We start from the raw sequence: 20,309 nt of genomic DNA, 5'->3' as shown, positions 1-20,309 counted from the left end.
GGAGCGTTACGCCACTGCTGTCCCACAAATATCACAAGAAGAACCTCAATTGAGGTTCTTCTTGTTTTCGCCATTTTTTATCAGGCACAAAGAGTGACCTTAAAAGTTTCCTTTCAAATAAATTGACCTGAATAATTCTCAGTAAACGCTGAACACTCCATCCTTCTTGTGCCATGTGTTTAGCGAAGTTCACCAGCAAATAGGCAATTAATGCAATCCATATTTGCGTTTGTATCGCATTGCGGCTTCGACCTAGAAATGACTTCAGTTTTAAATTCTGCTTGATGGCTTTAAAGAATAACTCAATCTTCCAGCGGTCTTTATAAATTGCAGCAATGGTGGATGCTGCCAGATGAAAGTTGTTGCTCAGAAATTCGAATGTTCTTTTCTTATCTGTATCATAAAACTCTATACGTCTTAATAATTTAGGTGCGCCTCTTTTCTTGGCATGCGCACTGCTCAATTCAATACATTCATCCGCAATAATCCCTTTAGTCTCTAATACGCTGCGGCTTGATTTAACTTGATAAACTGTCTTTGGGCGTAGCCGGGTTACAAAGCTGACGTTCTGAAGTGTCAACTGAGCAAACCATTGATAATCAACATATCCTTTATCAAAGACGATAATGCTGCCAGCAGGAAATTTAAATGCTCTGCCTTGCACCATATCATTTTCAATACCATCCCCAAGCGCTACAAATTCAGGAATGGTATTGCTGTGATTTAAGCCAACACTGAGTTTAATACTGGCTTTGGATTCATGTACTTTTGCCCATGCGCACAATGACAGTGAAAGATCAATATGACTGGCATCTAGTGAATACAGCGGATTCTTGAATCTAAATTTATGTGCAGTTTTAGAGTTTTCACAGCGCTGAAGCAGCTGTGTGAACAATTGCTGATACAGGCTGGCGGGCTGTTCTTCGTTGAGTCTTGCTAAGGTGCTTCGCGCAATTCTCTTCGCGCCAAGATGATAGAGCTTTTCCTGCTGGGATTCGAGATTGGATTGAATGTCTCTTAAGCTTTGCCGACAAGAAAGTTGGGACATCAATATGGCAACAAACTGATCCCAGCGGGTGGCTGATCTTAATTTTTGCCCAGAGTGGTGCAGTTTAGCCAGACGTTCAAAATCTTGTCTTAGAATGGGTTTGAGTAATTGATGAAATACGGTATTCTGATGTGACAAAACCTGAGTCCTTTATAGTTAAAGTGTTTGTTTGCACTCATATTTTAACTATTTAGACTCAGGTTTTTTTATTTAGAGCAAACTATGGGACAGTAGTGGCGTAACGCTCCTTTTTTTATGCTGCCAATATTTCCTCTAGAAGTTCATCACTAGGCGCAAAGTAATAGGCACCATCAACTGCTGTAGTGAAATGTAATAGGCGATCATGAATGCCATCACCAGCAGTTCCGAACATACGCTGTAACATTGCATCAATAATATTTAGATCATTGGTATAGGCGACGAAAAATAAACCTTGTTCACCTTTGCCATCACCATATGGCAAGCTGTGACGGAGGATTTCCATTTCTTCACCCTCATCGTCCTCCACGACTGTGCGTGCAACATGAGAGTTTTCAGGTTTGATATCATCATCAAGTTCAATTGACTCTAATTTGGTACGACCAAATACTTGCTCTTGCGTATCGACTTTGAGTTGTTGCCATTTCGCTAAGTCGTGGACATAACGTTGAGCAAAAATAAAACTTCCATCCGCAAATTTGCCTGCTTGCTCAGGTAGCAGCGCGGCTTCAGCACGATCGTCAGGAAATTGAGGGTTTTCAGTGCCGTCAATAAACCCTGTCATATCACGTCCATCAAAAAATCTAAAGCAATGGCGTTCATCCAAGACTTCTACTTTGTCTTGAATACCTGCAAAGAAAGCTTGACTGATTGAGAAGCAAATATCAGCACGTGCACTTGCAATATGAATAAATACATCTGCTGGTACAACAGGCATATTAAATGCGCCACTTTGAGGGTCGAGTTGTTTAAAACCTTCTGGTGTTTCAGTGCTGAGTTGTGCCCACAACTCAGGACCAAACGCCACAGCAGTTTTAATTTGATCATTTGGATGTTGGGTGATGAGGCGGTCGCGAGTTGACAGGAGAGCTTCAATCTGTTGTTTTAATTCAGAAATTGTAAGATCTTTTAAGCGAAGCACGATAAAGCGTGCATGATCTGAAGGTAGTGGAAGAATTACAGATTGAGCAGTCATTAAAATCTCCTTAATTATTTTTTAATACAGCAAAAAACAATATTGTGCCTGATGATATAACTGTTTAATAGTTTATTTATTCTTTTTTACCTCATGAATTAGCAGAAAATTTCAGCAATAAAACAGTATAATTCCACTTTTATTTATCTCTTTTATATATGAGTTTCCATGTTTGGTTCGCCTTTATGTTGGCATGCTGGGTGATTAGTCTTTCTCCAGGGGCGGGGGCGATCGCTTCAATGTCGAGTGGTTTAAACTATGGCTTTAAGCATGGCTATTGGAATGCGATTGGCTTGCAGCTGGCTTTGATTATTCAAATTATGATTGTAGCCGCAGGTGTGGGAGTTCTTTTTGCGACGACACCGTGGGCGTTTCAGGTGGTGAAATGGTTTGGGGTCATTTATTTATTATACTTAGCTTATGTTCAGTGGACTGCCCCAGCTCAAAATATTGATATTCAAACCGAGCAGAAAAACACACCTGCTTTAGTACTAGTGTTTAAAGGATTTATCGTCAACATGAGTAATCCTAAAGCTATCGTTTTTTTGTTGGCTGTACTCCCGCAATTTTTAGATTTAAACCAACCGCAGTGGATACAATATGTGATCATGGCGATTACAATGGTCGTGATTGATTTGATGGTGATGGCGGCATATACAGGACTTGCATCAAAAATCTTGAGATTACTGCGTTCACCTCGACAGCAAAAATATTTAAATCGAAGTTTTGCGGTGATGTTTGGTTGTGCAGCTGCATTGTTGAGTGCAATTCAGCAAACGAGTTAATCTTTTGCTGAAGACACGCTAAGAGATTTAAATTTTTGTGTTGCAAAAATAGCTGCGAATGTCAGTGCCATACACAAAACGATGCTTAATCCTGTAGCAATATTCAATGCTGCACTTGACCATAATCCAACGGTCACTCCAAATTGAGCAAGCATAAATGCCCAAATCACCATTTGTTTAGGGGAGTGAGCCAGTAAGCGAGCACTCAATGCGGGAATGACCAGCAAAGCACCCATCAGTAGAGAGCCTACTGCGCGAAGTGCCAACACGGTAAATAAAGCGAGAAGCAACATAAAAACTAGACGTTGCCATTTAGCATTCACGCCTTCACTGATCGCAATGTCAGGATCAATAGAAATCTGAATTTGTGCGGACCATGAGCGATAAAGAACAACCAATGCTGCAGCGATAACAATCGCAAATAAAGGTAAATCAGCCCATTCGATACTCAACAGATCGCCAAATAAATAGCTTAATAGTTCAGGTCTTAAACTTGGTAAATGCTGTATTAGAAGTAGGCCTGAGCACAGTAATGTCGCTGAACACAATGCCAATAAGGCATCATTTGGCAATCTTGAATCATGTAGAACCCATAAAATAGCGACTAAGAGTCCTGCTAAACAACCAACACCTAACCAAAAAGGCAGTTGAAGCATTCCTGCTATAGCAACACCGAGTAATGTGCCATGCGCCATAGTGTCTGCAAAAAATGACATCCTGCGCCAAAGCATCAGACAGCCTAAAGGTGCTGTGAGAAATACTAGTAATGTCCCCATGATCCAAGCAGGTAACAGTAACTCTAACCATTCCATCATCGCTTAGACCTTTGGTTCTGGGTGGATATGTGGACGAGGGTCATGCGTACAGGGTTCAACATGATCGCTATGCCCACAATGATTGTGGTGATGCTGATAAAACATGCGTTGAGTTCCAAAAATTGCTTGATACTCAGGATGCTGTTGAATGCTTTCAGGTAGTCCGCTACAACAAATGTGCTTATTGAGACAAACTACACGATGCGTACCTTGCATAACCCACTGTAAATCGTGAGAAACCATTAAAACAGCACAACCATAACGCTCTGGCAAACTACGTACGTATTCATACAGTTCGGCTTCTGATTGGATGTCTAAACCCTGCATGGGTTCGTCAAGAACTAAAATATCAGGTTGACGTAATAAGGCGCGAGCAAGGAGAACACGCTGACGTTCTCCTCCAGATAACTGCTGAACTTTAGATAATTGTAGTTTTGAAATCCCAGTGTCCTGAATAATTTCTTTGCGAAGATCACTTGCACATGCTTCTAGATCAAGTAAGTCTTGGACACGTAAGGGTAGGCTGCTAGACGGATTAAATTTTTGTGGGACATATGCCATTTTTAGCTTTTTAGCAAAAGTGACTTTGCCCGCGTTGGGTTGCATGATGCCAAGCAATACTTTGATCAACGTAGACTTACCAGCGCCATTCGGACCTATTAATGTGACGATTTCTTTTGCTTGTAAAGCAAAATTAACATTTCTAAGGATGTCTCGTTCATCTCGTCGAACCGAAATATTTTCAAGTTCAATCAATGAAGGGCTTATTGACGAGTGCTGCACTGATGACATTTTCCAGAGATTTCAATAATGCTGTGTTGCGCGATAAATTGATCAGATGCCGCCAATTGATCTAACTGTTGAATTAAGCCTTGAGCAGATGCTTCTTTTACAGAGTGGCATTCTGTACAAATCAAAAAAGCAGCTTGATGTCCTTCACGTGGATGGCAGCAAGGGATGTAAGCATTGATTGAGGTTAAACGATGGATTAAACCTTTCTCTAGCAGGAAATCTAATGTTCGATACACCGTCGGTGGTGCAGCAGGGCGATCAGCTTGACCTTTTATTTTTGCCAGCAGATCATAGGCGCCCATAGGGGCTGAGGCATTTAGAATGAGTTCAAGAACTTCTTTGCGTAAAGGTGTTAGTCGTGCGCCAACCGCAGTACATAAAAGCTCTGCTTCCGCAATTCTTGCTTTAATATCGTGATGACCGTGGACACCGTGCAAAGCATTATCATGTTCATGTGAACAAGAACTCATAACTTGACCTCATTGTTTTGCACATATCATAACATGCAAATGATCTATAACTATCTATATCGTGATCTTGATGATTATGGTGACAAAGGGGGTAGAAAATAGACATATGCAATTTTTAACTTTTGTTATATTATAACATGCTTCGCTAAGTTGAGTACTACTGTAATGTCACGCCTTTTAATCTTTGTTTTCTTTTCAATGTTTAGTACATGGGGGTGGACTCAAAGTTTAGTGGTTTCGACACATCCAATTTATTTGATCGCTAAGGAAGTAACACAAGGAATTGAAGAACCTGTATTACTTTTAAATGATCAAACTGGACATGATGTTCAATTGACACCTGCTCACCGCAAAGCGATTCAGGATGCCTCTTTAGTGATATGGCTAGGCAAGGCACATGAAGCACCTTTAGAAAAGCTCTTAGGTCAAAATCGAAAAGCGATTGCTTTATTGGACTCAGGAATTTTAACGATACTTCCTCAGCGTAGTTTACGTGGAGCAGCTTTAGCGAATACGATGGATAGTCATGTTTGGTTGGAACCAAATAATGCAGTTCGTATTGCTTTCTTTATTGCGACTTTGCGATCACAGCAAAATCCAGAAAATAAAAATAAATATATGTCAAATGCAAAAAACTTTGCACAACAAGTGCTACAGGCTTCGCAAATATACGAGAGTACTAATAAGGCAAAACCATATTGGTCTTATCATGATGCCTATCAATATTTAGAGCGGGCGCTGAATTTGAAGTTTGCTGGAGCATTAACTGATGATCCGCATATTGCGCCTACAGCTGCACAAATAAAGTACTTAAAAGATAGTCGACCAAAGTCAAAAATGTGCCTATTGGCTGAAACTTCAGCAAGTTCAAGCCAATATCAGAAGCTGAATCCCATCATCTTTGAATCGGTAGATGAAAGCATGAGAGGGGAGGATGATTTTGTGGTTGCTTGGAAAAAATTGGCTTCAAAAACCGATAAGTGCGTATTAAGTGCGCAAAAATGATGAAAAAAAATTAATTGAGTTGACTCTATCGTCAGAAAATATGGTAACGAAAAAAACAGACTTAAGTCGAGAAAAGATTGCATGTTCAGGGGTGTAACTCTATAATGCCTGCGATTCGAAACGATCATCAATAAAACTTGTCAAGCAGTTACGCTGTAAGTGGGTAAAAAATGAGCCGAACTAGTCGCATGATTGACCGACGATTAGCAAAAGCTTTGGTCTTCTTACAAGCGTGTATGATTCCAGTGGCAGCTTTATTGGCTTGGCTGATTAAAGATACAACTGCTGCTTTAAGTGCTGCGCTTGGAGCTTTGGTCTGTTGGTTAGCACACTGTTATTTTGCTTGGCAGTCGTTCAGAACGACAGGTGCCAGAGCATCAAAACAAGTCATGCTAAACATGTATCGAGGCATGCTTGGGAAGTTTGCGATTGTGATCGTTGGTTTTATATTAATTTTAAGCAATGTTAAACCGCTGTCACCGGTTGCATTGTTTAGTGGATTTATCCTCGTACAAGCGATGTCGTGGGTCGCGCCGTTTTGGGCGTCGCGTCTACAAAAACGTGGATAAAGCACATTTTGAGATTTTTGGAAGTAAAAACGAGATTATTGCAGTACGCATGGTTCGTTTAACTTCTTTTTAATGATTGACATTGACCAGGTGTGATTTATGGCTGCTGAAGAACATGCCCTGACTTCGACCGAGTATATCAAGCATCACTTGACCAATATGACCTATGGCAAAATGCCTGATGGTACATGGAAATTGGCTGAGACTGCTGAAGAAGCTCAATCGATGGGGTTCACTGCAATTCACTTGGATTCAATGGGTTGGTCTATCGGACTTGGTGTTATTTTCTGTTTGTTGTTCTGGACAGTTGCGAAAGCTGCGAATGCAGGTGTACCAACTAAATTCCAATCAGCGATCGAGATGATCATTGAGTTTGTTGACTCAAGTGTTCGTGATACTTTCCACGGCAAATCACGTTTAATTGCTCCACTTTCATTGACCATTTTCGTGTGGATTTTCCTCATGAACGCAATGGACTTGATTCCTGTAGACTGGATTCCTTATCTAGCTCAACAGATTGGTGCAAGTGTATTTGGTATGGACCCTCACCACGTTTATTTCAAGGTTGTTCCATCTACTGACCCGAACATTACTTTAGGTATGTCATTGTCGGTATTTGTGTTGATCTTGTTCTACAGCATCCGTGAAAAAGGTGTTGGAGGATTCGTTGGCGAGTTGGCACTTAACCCGTTTAATCCAAGTAACCCAGTTGCAAAAGCGTTATTGATTCCAGTGAACTTGATTTTGGAATTAGTAACTTTCCTTGCTCGTCCAGTTTCGTTGGCTCTACGACTGTTCGGTAACATGTATGCAGGTGAGTTAATCTTCATCTTAATCGCGTTATTACCGTTCTGGATCCAGTGGGCGTTATCTGTGCCTTGGGCTATCTTCCACATTCTTGTAATCACGCTGCAAGCATTTATCTTTATGATGCTGACCATCGTTTACTTGAGCATGGCAAGCGAAAAGCATTAATGGTATTGCCTAACTATCACCTGATGGTTGGGCTTAAATTTTAGTTTAATTTGGTAATAACCTAACCTCTGAGGAATTTTTCATGGAACTCACTTTAGGTCTAGTTGCAATTGCATCTGCTATCTTGATCGCTTTCGGTGCTTTAGGTACTGCGATTGGTTTTGGTCTTTTAGGTGGTCGCTTCTTAGAAGCTGTTGCTCGTCAACCAGAATTGGCTCCACAACTTCAAACTCGTATGTTCTTAATCGCGGGTCTTCTTGATGCTGTGCCTATGATCGGTGTTGGTATTGGCTTGTTCTTCATCTTCGCTAATCCATTTGTAGGTTAATAGCTTAATTCCTAAATCCACATATTGAGGAATAGCGAAATGAATATCAACCTCACATTGATTGGCCAAGCAATTGCATTTGCGATGTTCGTCGCATTCTGCATGAAGTTTGTTTGGCCACCACTAATCAATGCGATTAGTGAGCGTCAGCGTAAAATTGCTGATGGCTTAAACGCTGCTGAAAAAGCTAAAGCTGACCTTGCTGATGCGCAAGCACAAGTTAAGGCAGAGTTAGATGCAGCGAAAGCACAAGCGGCTCAATTGATCGAACAAGCGAACCGTCGTGCAGCACAATTGGTAGAAGAAGCGCGTACCCAGGCTGCGGCTGAAGGTGAGCGTATTCGTCAACAGGCAAAAGAAACTGTTGATCAAGACATCAATGCTGCTCGCGAAGAATTACGTCAACAAGTTGCTGCTTTGGCAGTTGCTGGCGCAGAAAAAATTCTGAACCAACAAGTTGACGCAGAAGCTCATAATGCCATGCTGACTCAGCTGGCTGCTAAACTATAAGCGAGGCGAAATATGGCTGAACTCTTGACGTTAGCACGCCCGTACGCCAAAGCAGCATTTGCTTATGCATCTGAGCAGAATGCAACTGACGCTTGGTCAAATGCGTTACAACTGCTCAGTGCTGCGGTGCAAGACGAAGCATTTTCCGCTTATTTAAATCGCCCTGAGCTGACTCCTGCGGAACAAGTAGGTCTTTTTGCGAAAGTTTTAGGTGAAGATCAATCTCAATCAGTGTCTAACTTTTTGACACTTCTTGCAGATAACGATCGTTTAGTTTTATTGCCTGAAATTGCTGCAGAATACGAATTACTTAAATCGCAGAACAACAACACGTTGGAAGTGGAGATTGAATCTGCTTTTCCAATGGATGCGACACAAGAGCATATTTTAGCTCATGCGCTTGAAAAACGTTTTAACAGAACTGTACATGTGACTGTTAGCGTTAATCCAGCGTTAATCGCAGGTGTTGTGATTCGTGCAGGCGACCAAGTGATAGATGACTCTGCGCTTAACAAGCTTGAAAAAATGCGGACTCGTCTTCTTGCGTAACAGCAAAAAGACTGAACTTAAAAAAGATTGAGGAATAGCGCAATGCAACAACTGAATCCATCCGAGATCAGTGCGCTCATTAAACAGCGTATCGGCGATCTGGACACCAGCGCGACCGCTAAGAATGAAGGTACCATCGTCATGGTATCTGACGGTATCGTGCGTATTCACGGTCTTGCGGATGCAATGTACGGTGAAATGATCGAATTCGACGGCGGCTTATTTGGTATGGCACTGAACCTAGAACAGGATTCAGTGGGTGCCGTTGTTTTAGGTAACTACCTAAGCCTTCAAGAAGGTCAAAAAGCTCGTTGTACAGGTCGTGTATTAGAAGTTCCGGTAGGTCCTGAACTTCTTGGCCGTGTCGTAGACGCTTTGGGTAACCCAATTGATGGTAAAGGCCCTATTGATGCAAAACTAACTGATGCTGTTGAAAAAGTAGCACCAGGCGTAATTTGGCGTCAATCTGTCGACGAACCTGTTCAAACTGGTTATAAATCAGTTGATACCATGATCCCTGTAGGTCGTGGTCAGCGTGAGTTGATCATTGGTGACCGTCAAACTGGTAAAACAGCAATGGCGATCGATGCGATCATCGCTCAGAAAAACTCTGGCATTAAATGTGTATACGTTGCAATTGGTCAAAAACAATCAACAATTGCAAACGTTGTACGTAAGCTAGAAGAAACTGGCGCTATGGCGTATACAACTGTTGTCGCAGCTGCGGCAGCTGATCCTGCAGCTATGCAGTATTTAGCTCCGTACTCAGGCTGTACAATGGGTGAATACTTCCGTGACCGCGGTGAAGATGCGTTAATTATTTATGATGATTTGTCTAAGCAAGCTGTTGCTTACCGTCAAATTTCATTGTTATTACGTCGTCCACCAGGTCGTGAAGCGTATCCAGGTGACGTATTCTATCTTCACTCACGTCTTCTTGAGCGTGCTTCGCGCGTTTCAGCTGACTATGTTGAGAAGTTCACGAACGGTGCAGTAACTGGTCAAACTGGTTCTTTAACTGCGTTACCGATCATTGAAACTCAAGCCGGTGACGTATCTGCATTCGTACCAACGAACGTAATTTCGATTACTGACGGTCAGATCTTCTTAGAAACATCATTATTCAACGCAGGTATTCGTCCTGCAGTGAACGCGGGTATCTCTGTATCGCGTGTTGGTGGTTCTGCTCAAACTAAGATCATCAAAAAATTGTCTGGTGGTATCCGTACTGCTTTAGCACAATACCGTGAATTGGCTGCGTTTGCTCAGTTCGCTTCAGATCTTGATGAAGCAACTCGTAAGCAACTTGAGCATGGTCAACGTGTAACTGAGTTAATGAAGCAGAAACAATATGCTCCTTACTCAATTGCTGACCAAGCTGTATCTGTTTATGCATCTAACGAAGGCTACATGGCTGACGTTGAAGTGAAGAAAATCGTAGACTTTGATGCTGCGTTAATTGCTTACTTCCGTTCAGAACATGCTGCGTTAATGCAACAGATCGATGAAACTGGTGATTATAACAAAGACATCGAAGCAGCATTCAAAGCAGGTATTGAGAGCTTCAAAGCGACTCAAACTTACTAAGTTTATCTTTAGTTAAGTTTGGTTCACGGATCAACCTTCGGAAGCTCGAAAGAGCTTTCGAATACTAGGTTAAGCGTATGGCAAATTTAAAAGAAATTCGCGCCAAAGTAGCTAGTATCAAAAGCACGCAGAAAATTACTCGCGCGATGCAAATGGTAGCTGCTTCTAAAATGCGTCGTGCGCAAGAGCGCATGGCTCAAGGCCGTCCGTATGCCGATAATATGCGCCGTGTAATTGCTCACTTAGTTCAAGCAAATCCTGAATATAAACACCGTTATATGGTTGATCGCCCTGTTAAGCGCGTTGGCTATATCGTGGTGTCTTCAGATCGTGGCTTGGCAGGTGGCTTGAACATTAACTTGTTCAAGAAAGTTGTGCAGCATGTCAAAGCACAACAAGAGCAGTCAATTGAAGTTGAATTTGCTTTGATTGGTCAAAAAGCGGTTTCGTTTTTTAAGAATTACGGCGGTAAAGTGCTTGGTGCAACGACCCAACTTGGCGACGCGCCGAGTTTGGAACAGTTAACTGGCTCTGTACAAGTTATGCTTGATGCATTTGATAAAGGCGAATTAGATCGTATCTATCTCGTTTCAAATGGTTTCGTCAATGCGATGACTCAACAGCCTAAAGTAGAACAACTTGTTCCTTTAGCACCAGCGCAAGCAGGCGATGATCTCAACCGTACTTATGGTTGGGACTATATCTACGAACCAGAAGCAGAAGAATTGTTAAATGGTTTGTTGGTTCGCTACATCGAGTCTATGGTTTATCAAGGTGTGATTGAAAACGTTGCATGTGAGCAGTCTGCTCGTATGGTCGCGATGAAAGCAGCGACAGACAACGCAGGCCAATTGATTAAAGACCTACAACTCATTTACAACAAGCTGCGTCAAGCCGCGATTACTCAGGAAATTTCCGAGATCGTTGGCGGTGCCGCTGCCGTTTAACATTATTAAGTTTGAATTGAGGAGACAGCAATGAGTAGCGGTCGTATCATTCAGATCATCGGCGCGGTTATCGACGTCGAGTTTGAGCGCAATAGCGTTCCTAAGATCTATGACGCTCTCCAAGTTGACGGTACTGAAACTACTTTAGAAGTTCAGCAACAGCTTGGCGATGGTGTTGTTCGTACCATCGCAATGGGTTCTACAGAAGGTCTTAAACGTGGCCTTAATGTAACTAGCACAAATGCACCGATTTCTGTTCCAGTGGGTCCTGCTACGCTTGGTCGTATCATGGACGTATTGGGTCGCCCTATCGATGAAGCAGGTCCTGTAGCGACTGAAGAACGTTTGCCGATTCACCGTCAAGCACCTTCTTATGCTGAACAAGCAGCTTCTACTGATCTTTTAGAAACTGGTATTAAAGTAATTGACTTACTTTGCCCATTCGCGAAAGGTGGTAAAGTTGGTTTATTCGGTGGTGCGGGTGTTGGTAAAACCGTTAACATGATGGAGTTGATCAACAACATCGCGAAAGCACACTCAGGTTTATCTGTGTTTGCTGGTGTTGGTGAGCGTACTCGTGAAGGTAACGACTTCTATCACGAAATGAAAGATTCTAACGTTCTTGACAAAGTAGCAATGGTCTACGGTCAGATGAACGAGCCACCAGGTAACCGTTTACGCGTAGCGTTAACTGGTTTGACTATGGCTGAATACTTCCGTGATGAAAAAGACGAAAATGGTAAAGGTCGTGACGTATTATTATTCGTCGACAATATCTACCGTTATACACTTGCGGGTACTGAAGTATCAGCATTGTTAGGTCGTATGCCATCTGCAGTAGGTTACCAACCGACACTTGCAGAAGAAATGGGTGTTCTCCAAGAGCGTATTACGTCTACTAAGTCTGGTTCGATCACATCGATCCAAGCTGTGTACGTACCTGCGGATGACTTGACTGACCCATCACCTGCAACAACGTTTGCTCACTTAGATGCAACAGTAGTATTGAGCCGTGACATCGCATCTTCTGGTATTTATCCAGCGATCGATCCACTTGACTCAACTTCACGTCAGTTAGATCCATTGGTTGTTGGTCAAGAGCATTATGAAATTGCACGTTCTGTACAGAACGTATTGCAACGTTATAAAGAGCTTAAAGACATTATCGCAATCTTGGGTATGGATGAATTAGCTGAAGAAGATAAATTGGTTGTTTACCGTGCGCGTAAAATCCAACGTTTCTTCTCTCAACCATTCCACGTAGCTGAAGTATTTACTGGTGCTCCTGGTAAATTAGTACCGCTTAAAGAAACTATTCGTGGCTTTAAAGGTCTATTAGCTGGTGAATACGATCACATCCCAGAACAAGCGTTCTATATGGTTGGTGGTATTGACGAAGTGATTGCTAAAGCTGAGAAACTCTAATTTAAGGAGATCATCTCATGGCGACTATGCAATGTGATGTCGTAAGTGTTAAAGAGTCTATTTACTCTGGACAAGTTACGATGTTAATCGCAAAAGGTGCGGGTGGTGAGTTAGGTATTTTACCTGGACATGCACCACTTGTAACTTTACTCCAACCTGGACCGATTCGTGTTCAGTTGGAAAATGGTACGGAAGAAATTGTTTACGTATCTGGCGGTGTGTTAGAAGTTCAACCTCATGTTGTTACGGTACTTGCAGATAGTGCAATCCGTGCAGACAACTTGGATGAAGCTGCAATTATGGAAGCTCGTAAACAAGCTGAACAATTGCTAGCAAATCAAAAGAGTGATTTGGATTCTGCTGCTGCACTTGCTGCGTTGGCTGAAACAGCTGCTCAGCTTGAAACGATCCGTAAAATCAAGAATCGTGCAATGTAATTGCAGATTTAAGATTGAAAAAGCCACCGTCAGGTGGCTTTTTTATTTGGATTGGCTTTATGAATCTGACAATTATCACAATTGCCTTTATAAAAAGGTTCAGTAGCAATACGATCAAGAATAGATATTCTTAAAGATATAAGAAAATAATGCTTAGTTTATTTAAACTTTTTTTATTTGGTAATCTGTGCGTGAAGCATAAATTAAGGATATATTTAACAATCTAGCAACTCGCTTAACAATAGTGATCGGAAGTAAGAGCTTGCTGATTTTTCTATATTTGCAATAACGAATAGATCTTATAAAAATTCAATTAGGAAGTATATGTTACCGAGTAATGTCTTAAAGTTGCGTTTAGATCGCATCGAACAACAAGGGCATCATTTATCTGTCAAAGACCAATTGAAGCTGGTAACGCTCACCCAACCTGATTTAACTGCAAATATTTACACACAAATATTTAATCTTACTTTACCCAAGATTTGGAATTTTCGTCATTCCACCAAAGAAGATATTCATTGTGCTTTACGTTTAATTCAATTAATTACAGAGACCTTTATTCCTGTTTATAAGTTCCATGCACAAAAAAATGCATGGCTAGAGCAGTGTTTAGCATTTCGTTTGCAATATTCAGAAGAAAAATTTAGCTCAAATGAAATTCAAACGATTTTGTTGCAGTTATCAGAGTGCAAAGACGGTGAATTAAAACTGAGTGTTTTGAAACAATTGTGTGATGAATACGATATTGTTGAAATCAAATTGAATCTTGCGAAGTTGTATGTGCGTTTGGAAAATTGGCATGCAGCTATAGAAATCTATGATCGTGTCTTCCAGCAACAACCTACACAGCATGAAGATATTCACTACGATTACATTCAAAGTCTGTTAAATCGTAATCATTATTCGAATGAACATGGTCATGGTGATATCGTTGAGGCTTTGGATCGACTAGGAAATCTTGATCAGATTCAACAGCAAAAACTACACGATGAACTGACACGACGAGCTGTAGGCTTATTATTGCCTGAGAATCTCAACTCGCATATTGTGCAATCTCCAAAACCATTTATACATCTTCAGCATAAGCTAAAGTTCGTTGGATACTCTTTAAATCATTGGCTATCGGCTGATGAGTTTGTTGTACCTTATTATAAAAATAGAATTGAACAAGCACCTAAATTGCTCAATAACCAAGAGGTTGTTATGCATTTAGATCGCCATAAAGCAGCAAATGCAGCACTACAGAAAATATTAACTGGGCGAGATTTAAAATTTGTTAGTGGGATTAACGCTGCAAATCATAGCTTAGGATTTATTTGGAATTATTTTCATATAAACCCTTTGGTTTTAGATGCGCTTGTCACTGCTTCAAAGGGTGATCCAGAAGCATTTTATAATTTAAAACAGATTCCAGCGCCTGATTATAATCATGATGCTGCTATGCAGCAGATTTCATCTTATTTGGCTAAACAACAAGTAGCATATAACTTGAGTCAGCAGGGACATAGCATTGAGTTTGTAGAGCATTCACATTTAGCTGGATTTGACCTTATTGTGGATGGTACACCGATGCAGGTTAAATGCACGCTTGATACTGAAAAAGTCGAAAAATTTGCGCAGAGCTATCCACATATTGCAATCATTGTGAATATTGAACTGGCTCATTTGCAAGAAAAATACCCATCGGTTTTTGCTGATTTAGCACTTAGTTATGAGTCGGTCCAACGCACTGCTCAGCAAAGCTTACAGCAAGTCGTTGGACGTGAGAATTTTTTACCAATCCCTTTAATGAATACTGGTTTTGCTGTCTATCGTAATTTTAATAAAGTACAAACTAGACAAACAGTACGCCCTTTTCTGCAATACAAATCGTCTAACTCTACTATGAAAAATGGTTTGGCTTTAGGAGCAGCAATCGGTGGGATTGTCTCAGGTTCGATCGGTGCTTTTTTTGTTGGGGGACTAGCGATTTATCGAACTTGGCGTGTTCAGAATAAAGAACAAACCAAATCGGCTCATGAGAAACAACAAATCATTGCGCAAAGAAACCAAGTCATGGATTTGTTGATTGATTTTGCGGAATGGTTTACTCACGACCTACTCAAGTATCGGATTGATTTATATGCTTACCAACTCAGACAAATTGAAATGAAGCTGATGGGACAGATACCTGAGTTGTCTCTTTCTACTTTGTTGTTTGCCTATAAGTTTGAAGCGCATCATCGAGCGGTAAAGTTGTATGAATGGATGCAGCAACAATTGACACATGACAATCCCAAACGCAAAGTTCAAGCAGGTTGGGTGGCATTAGCACAATCAGATCAGTTTATGTCGATTGAGTTGAAGCAACGTCTTAATCAATTAAATACTGTATTAGATCAATATAAAAAGATGACTCAAATGGGGCATGATTTTCCAAATCTAAGCAAGCAGAAAGCTAATACTTCAGTTTCTATGCCATCGTATCAGATACAACCCATCAAAATGAGTTATGAGATTTGATATTACTAAGATCATGTAATTAGTATTCTCATTCTCTAAAAGCTCAAGTATTTCTAATAAAGATACTTGAGCTCAAGAATTTAAATACTCATATCAGCAAGCCAGAGGAAATAACCACCGTAGCTATTAAATTTAAATTAACCACCAATATTTTTCCCTTCATCTGTTAATTGGTGCCTACCTTTATCATTAATTATGAGAAAGCCTTTAGCTACAAATTTTTCTAAAAGCTCATTTGTTTTCAGTTTATGTTTGGCAGCAAGTTTCGAAGTTGTTAATTTGCTAAAATCATCTTGTTCACTATTTTCTTGGCTTATTTCTGTATCTCTCACCTCATCAAGAGAAATTCTAACTTCATCGCTGATTCGAATAATGCGTTGGGCTTCTTCATAAGCATCTTTAAACACCGATTCATCATGATCTTTTTCAATCAAAATCCCCATCTCATTATTATTCACTTGGCTAAACTCATATAAGTTTAGACTGGAAATTATACAAGTTGATTCATTGATGTAACATTTAGCATGAAGGTTCTTACAGAAACTCACCCTTACATAATCAAGTTTTTGCATCCATTTGATTTCATCAGGATGTAAATCACTTTTGCCATAAATTATACGAATATCAATTTTAAGACGATTTTTATCTTCAAGAAGTTCCTTTATACGATCATTTAGTTTTAAAAAAGGGCTAGGGCTTGTTGAGAATTAACAAAGACTACTGATTAATTTATAATAGTACTATGGATAGATACATACACTGATGCCCAATGGGCAAAAATGGAACCTTTTTGCCTAGGTAAAGTGACCGATCGAGGTCGTAGTGGAAAAGATAATCGATTATTTTTAGAAGCAGTCCTATGGATTGCCCGTACAGGCAGTCCATGGCGTGATCTACCTGCTCATTTTGGTAAATGGAATACCGTCTTTAAAAGATACCGTGACTGGGTTAAAGCTGGTGTATTTGAAACTATTTTTGCATCTGTAAATGAAGATGTTGATTTGGAATACGCCATGATTGATGGAACGATTGTTAAAGTTCATCGACATGGGCAAGGTGCAAAAGGGGGACTTTCAAACAGTCTATAGGTAAATCTCGAGGTGGAATGACCTGTAAAATTCTTGCCTTAGTGGATAGTCTAGGCAACCTCATTAAGTTTCGATTAATGCCTGGTCAATATCACGATTTAGTAGAAACCAAACCTTTAATTGAAGATGTTGATTTTCAAGCATTACTAGCTGATAAAGCATTTGATGCAGATTGGCTCATCCAAGAACTCAATGAACGTAAAGTGAAAGTGGTGATCCCACCCAAATCTAATCGAAAAGTAATGAGAGCATTTGATACGACTATGTATAAATGGCGTCATCTCATTGAAAACTATTTCTGTAAGTTAAAAGAATTTAAACGTATAGCGATGCGTAGTTGTAAAACAGATACGAGTTTTGAAGCCATGATTCAATTGTGCGCGAGTGTAATTAACTCTCGGTAATTCTCAACAGACCCTAATTAGAATAAGGCGTTCTTTTGCATTTTTAATTAATTCTTCTAGATAAAAATTAGTTGCACTTGTATTAAGAAATTTAGACATGTCGTTCCAACATTTATGTAAATATTAAAATTAAAGTAAAAAAATTATAATATTTATTTTAATAAAGAGAATAGTTAAACTATTCTCTTTATTAATTTTTTATTTTATTTTGCTAATTCAGCTTCAATTGCATTTACGATGCGTTCATCATCCGCTGTAATATCTGGTGCAAAACGCGCCACAATTTCACCATTTTTATTTACCAAGAATTTTTCAAAATTCCATAAAACTTCAGGCGGATTGTTTGGCGTTAAACCATAATCAACTAAATCTTTCCACCAAGGACCTTCACCAATACGTTCAGGGATTGCTTGAGTTAGTGTTTGATAGAGTGGATGTTTGTCATCGCCAGCAACGGAGATTTTTGCAAATAAAGGGAAATGAACATCATAATTCAATGAACAAAATTGCTGAATTTCATCATTACTGCCAGGTTCTTGCTCTAAGAAGTTATTTGCTGGAAAACCTAAGATTTCTAAACCTTGATCTTTCTTCGCTTGGTACAGTTTTTCCAAACCTTCATATTGGGGAGTTAAGCCGCATTTAGATGCGACATTGACGATTAAAAGTACTTTACCTTGGTATTGTTCAAGGTCGACTTCCTGACCTTTGATATCCTTAACAGGAATGTGATAAACCGATTGGCTCATGGAATACGTCCTAGTTTGTTGTTGTGACAAGACTTGTTTGTTTTAACTGCTTATTTATCAGAGTGCAATCTTATTCATAGTAATCAATACAAATAATGAGCAAAAGAAGAAAGCTGAATTAGGTAGATGCATTTTTGAGTTGAATAGGTGTTTGTCCTGTATAGCGCTTAAAAAATTCGATAAAACTTGAGCTGTGTTGATAACCTAGAGAAAACGCAAGTTGTTTAATGGTCATCCCTTGGCGAATTTGATTGATCGCATAGATGATCTTAGCTCGATTGCGCCATTCTGCTAAAGATAGCTGTAACTCTTGTTGGCTGAGGCGAAACAGATGACGTTCACTGAATGTAAAGTGCTGTAAGATCTGTTGTAGGCTCATATGAAATAATTCAGGATTCGCAAGTTGATCGAGAATCGGAGCTAAGGTTGGATGCGTGCTTTGCGGCAAATAATGTGTATATGCTGGAGCTTGTTTTAGTTGATCGAATAACACTTGTAATAAATGTTCAAGATATTCGGGTGCAGGATTTTGCTTTTGTTGCTCTAGAATTTGAATGACCAAGGCGCGAAAAAAAGGTTGAATACTAAAACAGCGGCAGACATCGCCTAATGCATTTCCGAAACGAGGATGAAGTCGGATGCAAATATAATGAATTTCATGTTCAACAGGCAGTGATTGGTGTTCTGTGCGTGGTGGTAGCCATAGCCCATAGCTTGGCGGTGATAAGTAATATTTTCCTTCAATATCAAACTCTAGTGTTCCATTTAAACTAAAATTAAAGTCACCCCAAAGTGAAGAGTGAGGACTAACAACGTCATTCTTTTGATAGAGAAATTCATGCACCTCTATACCTGTTAATAATGGAAATTGTTGGGTACCGTCAAACTTCATTTGGATTCTCAACTTTTAATTTTCACAAGTGACTTTTGGATTATTTAAGCCTTTGGCTAAAGTAAAAATGCTAATCAAGGCTAAAGCCACAAAGCTAATTACACCATAAATTAAGATATTTTCATTAAAGTGATCAACGACATAACCGCCTAATAATGAGCCAACAGCAATCAAGACCTGGAACATGCCAACAAATAGAGGCATTCCTTTTTCAACAGCATTGGGTGCATGAACAAACATCCAAATATTCGCGGAAGTTGGAAAAGCTCCAAAGGCAAAACCCCAAAGTGCGGTGAGGATGACAGCACCCAGTTCATGCACTGCAAATATTGGGAAGCCAAAGAACACAACTGCAAAGCAGAAACCCACAAAAGCAAGTGTATAGCGAACATTTAAATTGCCACTATAACCTGCGAATGCATTCCCAAATACACCAGCAATTCCATAAAGTAACAATAGAGAACTGATGGTGTTGCCATCAAAACCTGCAATATTTTTAAAGAAAGGGGCTAAATAACTATAGGCACAGAAATGTGCTAAACCAATCAAGAGTACAATCAACATGCCACTACGTGCTTTGGGTATTCTTAACAGCGCAGGAAGATCACGCAGGTGAATAGCGGATTCAGGATTTAATTTGGGTAAGAAGATGATTTGTAATAAGAGGACTATTAAGCCAATTGCTGCCGTTATTCCAAATGCGCTACGCCATCCGTAGAACTCGCTGAGCCATGTGCCGATAGGAACGCCTAATACCGTTGCAAAGGTTACACCTGCCATGACGACTGCGGTTGCCTTAGCGATGGGCAAATGAGCAGGAGCAAGTTTGCCACTCAAAGCAATTGCTGTTGCCCAAAAGCCTCCAATTGCAATTCCTAATACTAACCGACTCAGTAAGAGGATATTAAAACTCTCAGCAAATGCAGTAATGGTATTTGCTATCACCATGATCGCAGTCAGTAGAATTAAGACATAACGACGATCTAGTTGTTTCACTGATATCGGGAGAAGGGGGGCTGCAAATGCTGCCATGACGCCTGGTAGAGTGATAATCAAACCCGCTGTGCCAATAGAAATATTCAAATCAGCTGCAACACTGTTGAGTACACCTACAGGGAGAAATTCACTGGTCACAAGTGCAAAAGCGCCGATCGCGACTGCGAGAATCGCATACCAACTCCCTTGATTTTTCGTTGATGATGCGCCACTAGATTCGGGAGAGTAAGAGTTTTCCATATAAAATTCTTTTATTGTTAGA

The 20,309-nt window shown here is 40.2% G+C and carries 21 protein-coding genes and 1 pseudogene; 13 read left to right on the top strand and 9 right to left on the bottom strand.

What is annotated here, in order from left to right; genetic code table 11:
- Window positions 1-31: 31 nt before the first annotated feature.
- Window positions 32-1,186 (bottom strand): IS4 family transposase, encoded by a 1,155-nt coding sequence (locus tag Q9Q86_RS12085; protein WP_136700459.1) that lies wholly within the window; start codon window positions 1,184-1,186, stop codon window positions 32-34.
- 115 nt (window positions 1,187-1,301) lie between these two features.
- Window positions 1,302-2,222, bottom strand: a complete 921-nt coding sequence (locus Q9Q86_RS12080; protein ID WP_112987353.1) for a Dyp-type peroxidase — start codon at window positions 2,220-2,222, stop codon at window positions 1,302-1,304.
- A 158-nt stretch (window positions 2,223-2,380) separates the two neighbouring features.
- Here Q9Q86_RS12080 and Q9Q86_RS12075 point away from each other — a divergent pair, with 158 nt between their 5' ends.
- Entirely contained in the window at window positions 2,381-3,007 is a 627-nt protein-coding gene (locus tag Q9Q86_RS12075; protein WP_004956574.1) for a LysE family transporter, read from the top strand.
- Here Q9Q86_RS12075 and znuB read toward each other — a convergent pair.
- Genes znuB through Q9Q86_RS12060 form a run of 3 tightly spaced genes read right to left on the bottom strand, consistent with a single transcriptional unit; the run spans window position 3,004 to window position 5,084 of the window.
- Complete coding sequence (gene znuB, locus Q9Q86_RS12070) at window positions 3,004-3,822, bottom strand: zinc ABC transporter permease subunit ZnuB (protein WP_004905559.1); 819 nt, start codon at window positions 3,820-3,822, stop codon at window positions 3,004-3,006. The genes Q9Q86_RS12075 and znuB overlap by 4 nt on opposite strands.
- A gap of 3 nt (window positions 3,823-3,825) precedes the next feature.
- Window positions 3,826-4,614, bottom strand: a complete 789-nt coding sequence (znuC, locus tag Q9Q86_RS12065; protein WP_004956570.1) for a zinc ABC transporter ATP-binding protein ZnuC — start codon at window positions 4,612-4,614, stop codon at window positions 3,826-3,828.
- Window positions 4,587-5,084, bottom strand: coding sequence for a transcriptional repressor (locus Q9Q86_RS12060; protein WP_004905556.1), 498 nt, complete (start codon window positions 5,082-5,084; stop codon window positions 4,587-4,589). Before Q9Q86_RS12060 ends, znuC begins: the two co-directional genes overlap by 28 nt.
- Before the next feature lie 165 nt (window positions 5,085-5,249).
- Between Q9Q86_RS12060 and Q9Q86_RS12055 the strand changes: the two genes are divergently transcribed.
- The 11 genes from Q9Q86_RS12055 to Q9Q86_RS12005 all read left to right on the top strand — a co-directional run bounded on the left by Q9Q86_RS12055 (window position 5,250) and on the right by Q9Q86_RS12005 (window position 15,918).
- Window positions 5,250-6,089 (top strand): metal ABC transporter substrate-binding protein, encoded by an 840-nt coding sequence (locus tag Q9Q86_RS12055; RefSeq protein WP_112987354.1) that lies wholly within the window; start codon window positions 5,250-5,252, stop codon window positions 6,087-6,089.
- Window positions 6,090-6,259: 170 nt separating this feature from the next.
- Window positions 6,260-6,658 (top strand): ATP synthase subunit I, encoded by a 399-nt coding sequence (locus Q9Q86_RS12050; RefSeq protein WP_112987355.1) that lies wholly within the window; start codon window positions 6,260-6,262, stop codon window positions 6,656-6,658.
- Between the two features lie 99 nt (window positions 6,659-6,757).
- Window positions 6,758-7,633: a F0F1 ATP synthase subunit A gene (atpB, locus tag Q9Q86_RS12045; RefSeq protein WP_004905552.1), complete on the top strand. Its 876-nt coding sequence runs from the start codon at window positions 6,758-6,760 to the stop codon at window positions 7,631-7,633.
- Window positions 7,634-7,715: 82 nt separating this feature from the next.
- Entirely contained in the window at window positions 7,716-7,961 is a 246-nt protein-coding gene (gene atpE / locus Q9Q86_RS12040) for a F0F1 ATP synthase subunit C (protein ID WP_000424060.1), read from the top strand.
- 39 nt (window positions 7,962-8,000) lie between these two features.
- Window positions 8,001-8,471 (top strand): F0F1 ATP synthase subunit B, encoded by a 471-nt coding sequence (locus Q9Q86_RS12035; protein WP_004905548.1) that lies wholly within the window; start codon window positions 8,001-8,003, stop codon window positions 8,469-8,471.
- Between the two features lie 12 nt (window positions 8,472-8,483).
- Window positions 8,484-9,020: a F0F1 ATP synthase subunit delta gene (locus Q9Q86_RS12030; protein WP_004905545.1), complete on the top strand. Its 537-nt coding sequence runs from the start codon at window positions 8,484-8,486 to the stop codon at window positions 9,018-9,020.
- A 42-nt stretch (window positions 9,021-9,062) separates the two neighbouring features.
- Window positions 9,063-10,607 carry a F0F1 ATP synthase subunit alpha gene (gene atpA / locus Q9Q86_RS12025; protein WP_004777723.1) on the top strand — a complete coding sequence of 515 codons (1,545 nt, stop codon included), beginning with the start codon at window positions 9,063-9,065 and terminating at the stop codon, window positions 10,605-10,607.
- A 77-nt stretch (window positions 10,608-10,684) separates the two neighbouring features.
- On the top strand, window positions 10,685-11,554 hold the full coding sequence (gene atpG / locus Q9Q86_RS12020) for a F0F1 ATP synthase subunit gamma (RefSeq protein WP_004905540.1): 870 nt from the start codon (window positions 10,685-10,687) through the stop codon (window positions 11,552-11,554).
- 30 nt (window positions 11,555-11,584) lie between these two features.
- Entirely contained in the window at window positions 11,585-12,979 is a 1,395-nt protein-coding gene (gene atpD / locus Q9Q86_RS12015) for a F0F1 ATP synthase subunit beta (RefSeq protein ID WP_004798063.1), read from the top strand.
- Window positions 12,980-12,996: 17 nt separating this feature from the next.
- On the top strand, window positions 12,997-13,416 hold the full coding sequence (locus tag Q9Q86_RS12010) for a F0F1 ATP synthase subunit epsilon (RefSeq protein WP_004905537.1): 420 nt from the start codon (window positions 12,997-12,999) through the stop codon (window positions 13,414-13,416).
- 324 nt (window positions 13,417-13,740) lie between these two features.
- The gene (locus tag Q9Q86_RS12005; protein ID WP_112987356.1) at window positions 13,741-15,918 is read left to right on the top strand and encodes a hypothetical protein; all 2,178 of its coding nucleotides are present in this window, start codon (window positions 13,741-13,743) and stop codon (window positions 15,916-15,918) included.
- Between the two features lie 137 nt (window positions 15,919-16,055).
- On the opposite strand, the pseudogene Q9Q86_RS12000 reads toward Q9Q86_RS12005, so the two are convergent.
- Window positions 16,056-16,610: pseudogene (locus tag Q9Q86_RS12000) on the bottom strand (phospholipase D family protein); the annotation flags it as partial.
- A gap of 87 nt (window positions 16,611-16,697) precedes the next feature.
- Here Q9Q86_RS12000 and Q9Q86_RS11995 point away from each other — a divergent pair.
- Window positions 16,698-17,410, top strand: a protein-coding gene (locus Q9Q86_RS11995; protein WP_305156050.1) for an IS5 family transposase whose coding sequence is annotated in 2 segments (ribosomal slippage) — window positions 16,698-16,995 and window positions 16,995-17,410 — 714 coding nt in all. Because the reading frame shifts where the segments join, the coding sequence is not laid out codon by codon here.
- Window positions 17,411-17,613: 203 nt separating this feature from the next.
- Here the strand turns inward: Q9Q86_RS11995 and Q9Q86_RS11985 are convergent.
- From Q9Q86_RS11985 to Q9Q86_RS11975, 3 genes are all read right to left on the bottom strand, one after another.
- Complete coding sequence (locus tag Q9Q86_RS11985; RefSeq protein WP_004956561.1) at window positions 17,614-18,159, bottom strand: glutathione peroxidase; 546 nt, start codon at window positions 18,157-18,159, stop codon at window positions 17,614-17,616.
- A gap of 118 nt (window positions 18,160-18,277) precedes the next feature.
- Window positions 18,278-19,051, bottom strand: coding sequence for an AraC family transcriptional regulator (locus tag Q9Q86_RS11980; RefSeq protein ID WP_004967045.1), 774 nt, complete (start codon window positions 19,049-19,051; stop codon window positions 18,278-18,280).
- 15 nt (window positions 19,052-19,066) lie between these two features.
- Window positions 19,067-20,287, bottom strand: a complete 1,221-nt coding sequence (locus tag Q9Q86_RS11975) for an MFS transporter (RefSeq protein ID WP_112986696.1) — start codon at window positions 20,285-20,287, stop codon at window positions 19,067-19,069.
- Window positions 20,288-20,309 lie beyond the last annotated feature (22 nt).

The organism is Acinetobacter sp. A22, assembly GCF_030913345.1.
In the GTDB taxonomy this organism is placed as follows: domain Bacteria; phylum Pseudomonadota; class Gammaproteobacteria; order Pseudomonadales; family Moraxellaceae; genus Acinetobacter; species Acinetobacter junii.
The sequence above is the reverse complement of the archived record's forward strand: the minus strand, read 5'-3'. Positions and strand labels throughout refer to the sequence as shown.

Bases quoted from the DNA above. Each gene is read 5' to 3' on its own strand.
- Q9Q86_RS12080 (WP_112987353.1), bottom strand. From the start codon at position 2,222: ATGACTGCTCAATCTGTAATTCTTCCACTACCTTCAGATCATGCACGC.
- Q9Q86_RS12075 (WP_004956574.1), top strand. From the start codon at position 2,381: ATGAGTTTCCATGTTTGGTTCGCCTTTATGTTGGCATGCTGGGTGATT.
- znuB (WP_004905559.1), bottom strand. From the start codon at position 3,822: ATGATGGAATGGTTAGAGTTACTGTTACCTGCTTGGATCATGGGGACA.
- znuC (WP_004956570.1), bottom strand. From the start codon at position 4,614: ATGTCATCAGTGCAGCACTCGTCAATAAGCCCTTCATTGATTGAACTT.
- Q9Q86_RS12060 (WP_004905556.1), bottom strand. From the start codon at position 5,084: ATGAGTTCTTGTTCACATGAACATGATAATGCTTTGCACGGTGTCCAC.
- Q9Q86_RS12055 (WP_112987354.1), top strand. From the start codon at position 5,250: ATGTCACGCCTTTTAATCTTTGTTTTCTTTTCAATGTTTAGTACATGG.
- Q9Q86_RS12050 (WP_112987355.1), top strand. From the start codon at position 6,260: ATGAGCCGAACTAGTCGCATGATTGACCGACGATTAGCAAAAGCTTTG.
- atpB (WP_004905552.1), top strand. From the start codon at position 6,758: ATGGCTGCTGAAGAACATGCCCTGACTTCGACCGAGTATATCAAGCAT.
- atpE (WP_000424060.1), top strand. From the start codon at position 7,716: ATGGAACTCACTTTAGGTCTAGTTGCAATTGCATCTGCTATCTTGATC.
- Q9Q86_RS12035 (WP_004905548.1), top strand. From the start codon at position 8,001: ATGAATATCAACCTCACATTGATTGGCCAAGCAATTGCATTTGCGATG.
- Q9Q86_RS12030 (WP_004905545.1), top strand. From the start codon at position 8,484: ATGGCTGAACTCTTGACGTTAGCACGCCCGTACGCCAAAGCAGCATTT.
- atpA (WP_004777723.1), top strand. From the start codon at position 9,063: ATGCAACAACTGAATCCATCCGAGATCAGTGCGCTCATTAAACAGCGT.
- atpG (WP_004905540.1), top strand. From the start codon at position 10,685: ATGGCAAATTTAAAAGAAATTCGCGCCAAAGTAGCTAGTATCAAAAGC.
- atpD (WP_004798063.1), top strand. From the start codon at position 11,585: ATGAGTAGCGGTCGTATCATTCAGATCATCGGCGCGGTTATCGACGTC.
- Q9Q86_RS12010 (WP_004905537.1), top strand. From the start codon at position 12,997: ATGGCGACTATGCAATGTGATGTCGTAAGTGTTAAAGAGTCTATTTAC.
- Q9Q86_RS12005 (WP_112987356.1), top strand. From the start codon at position 13,741: ATGTTACCGAGTAATGTCTTAAAGTTGCGTTTAGATCGCATCGAACAA.
- Q9Q86_RS11985 (WP_004956561.1), bottom strand. From the start codon at position 18,159: ATGAGCCAATCGGTTTATCACATTCCTGTTAAGGATATCAAAGGTCAG.
- Q9Q86_RS11980 (WP_004967045.1), bottom strand. From the start codon at position 19,051: ATGAAGTTTGACGGTACCCAACAATTTCCATTATTAACAGGTATAGAG.
- Q9Q86_RS11975 (WP_112986696.1), bottom strand. From the start codon at position 20,287: ATGGAAAACTCTTACTCTCCCGAATCTAGTGGCGCATCATCAACGAAA.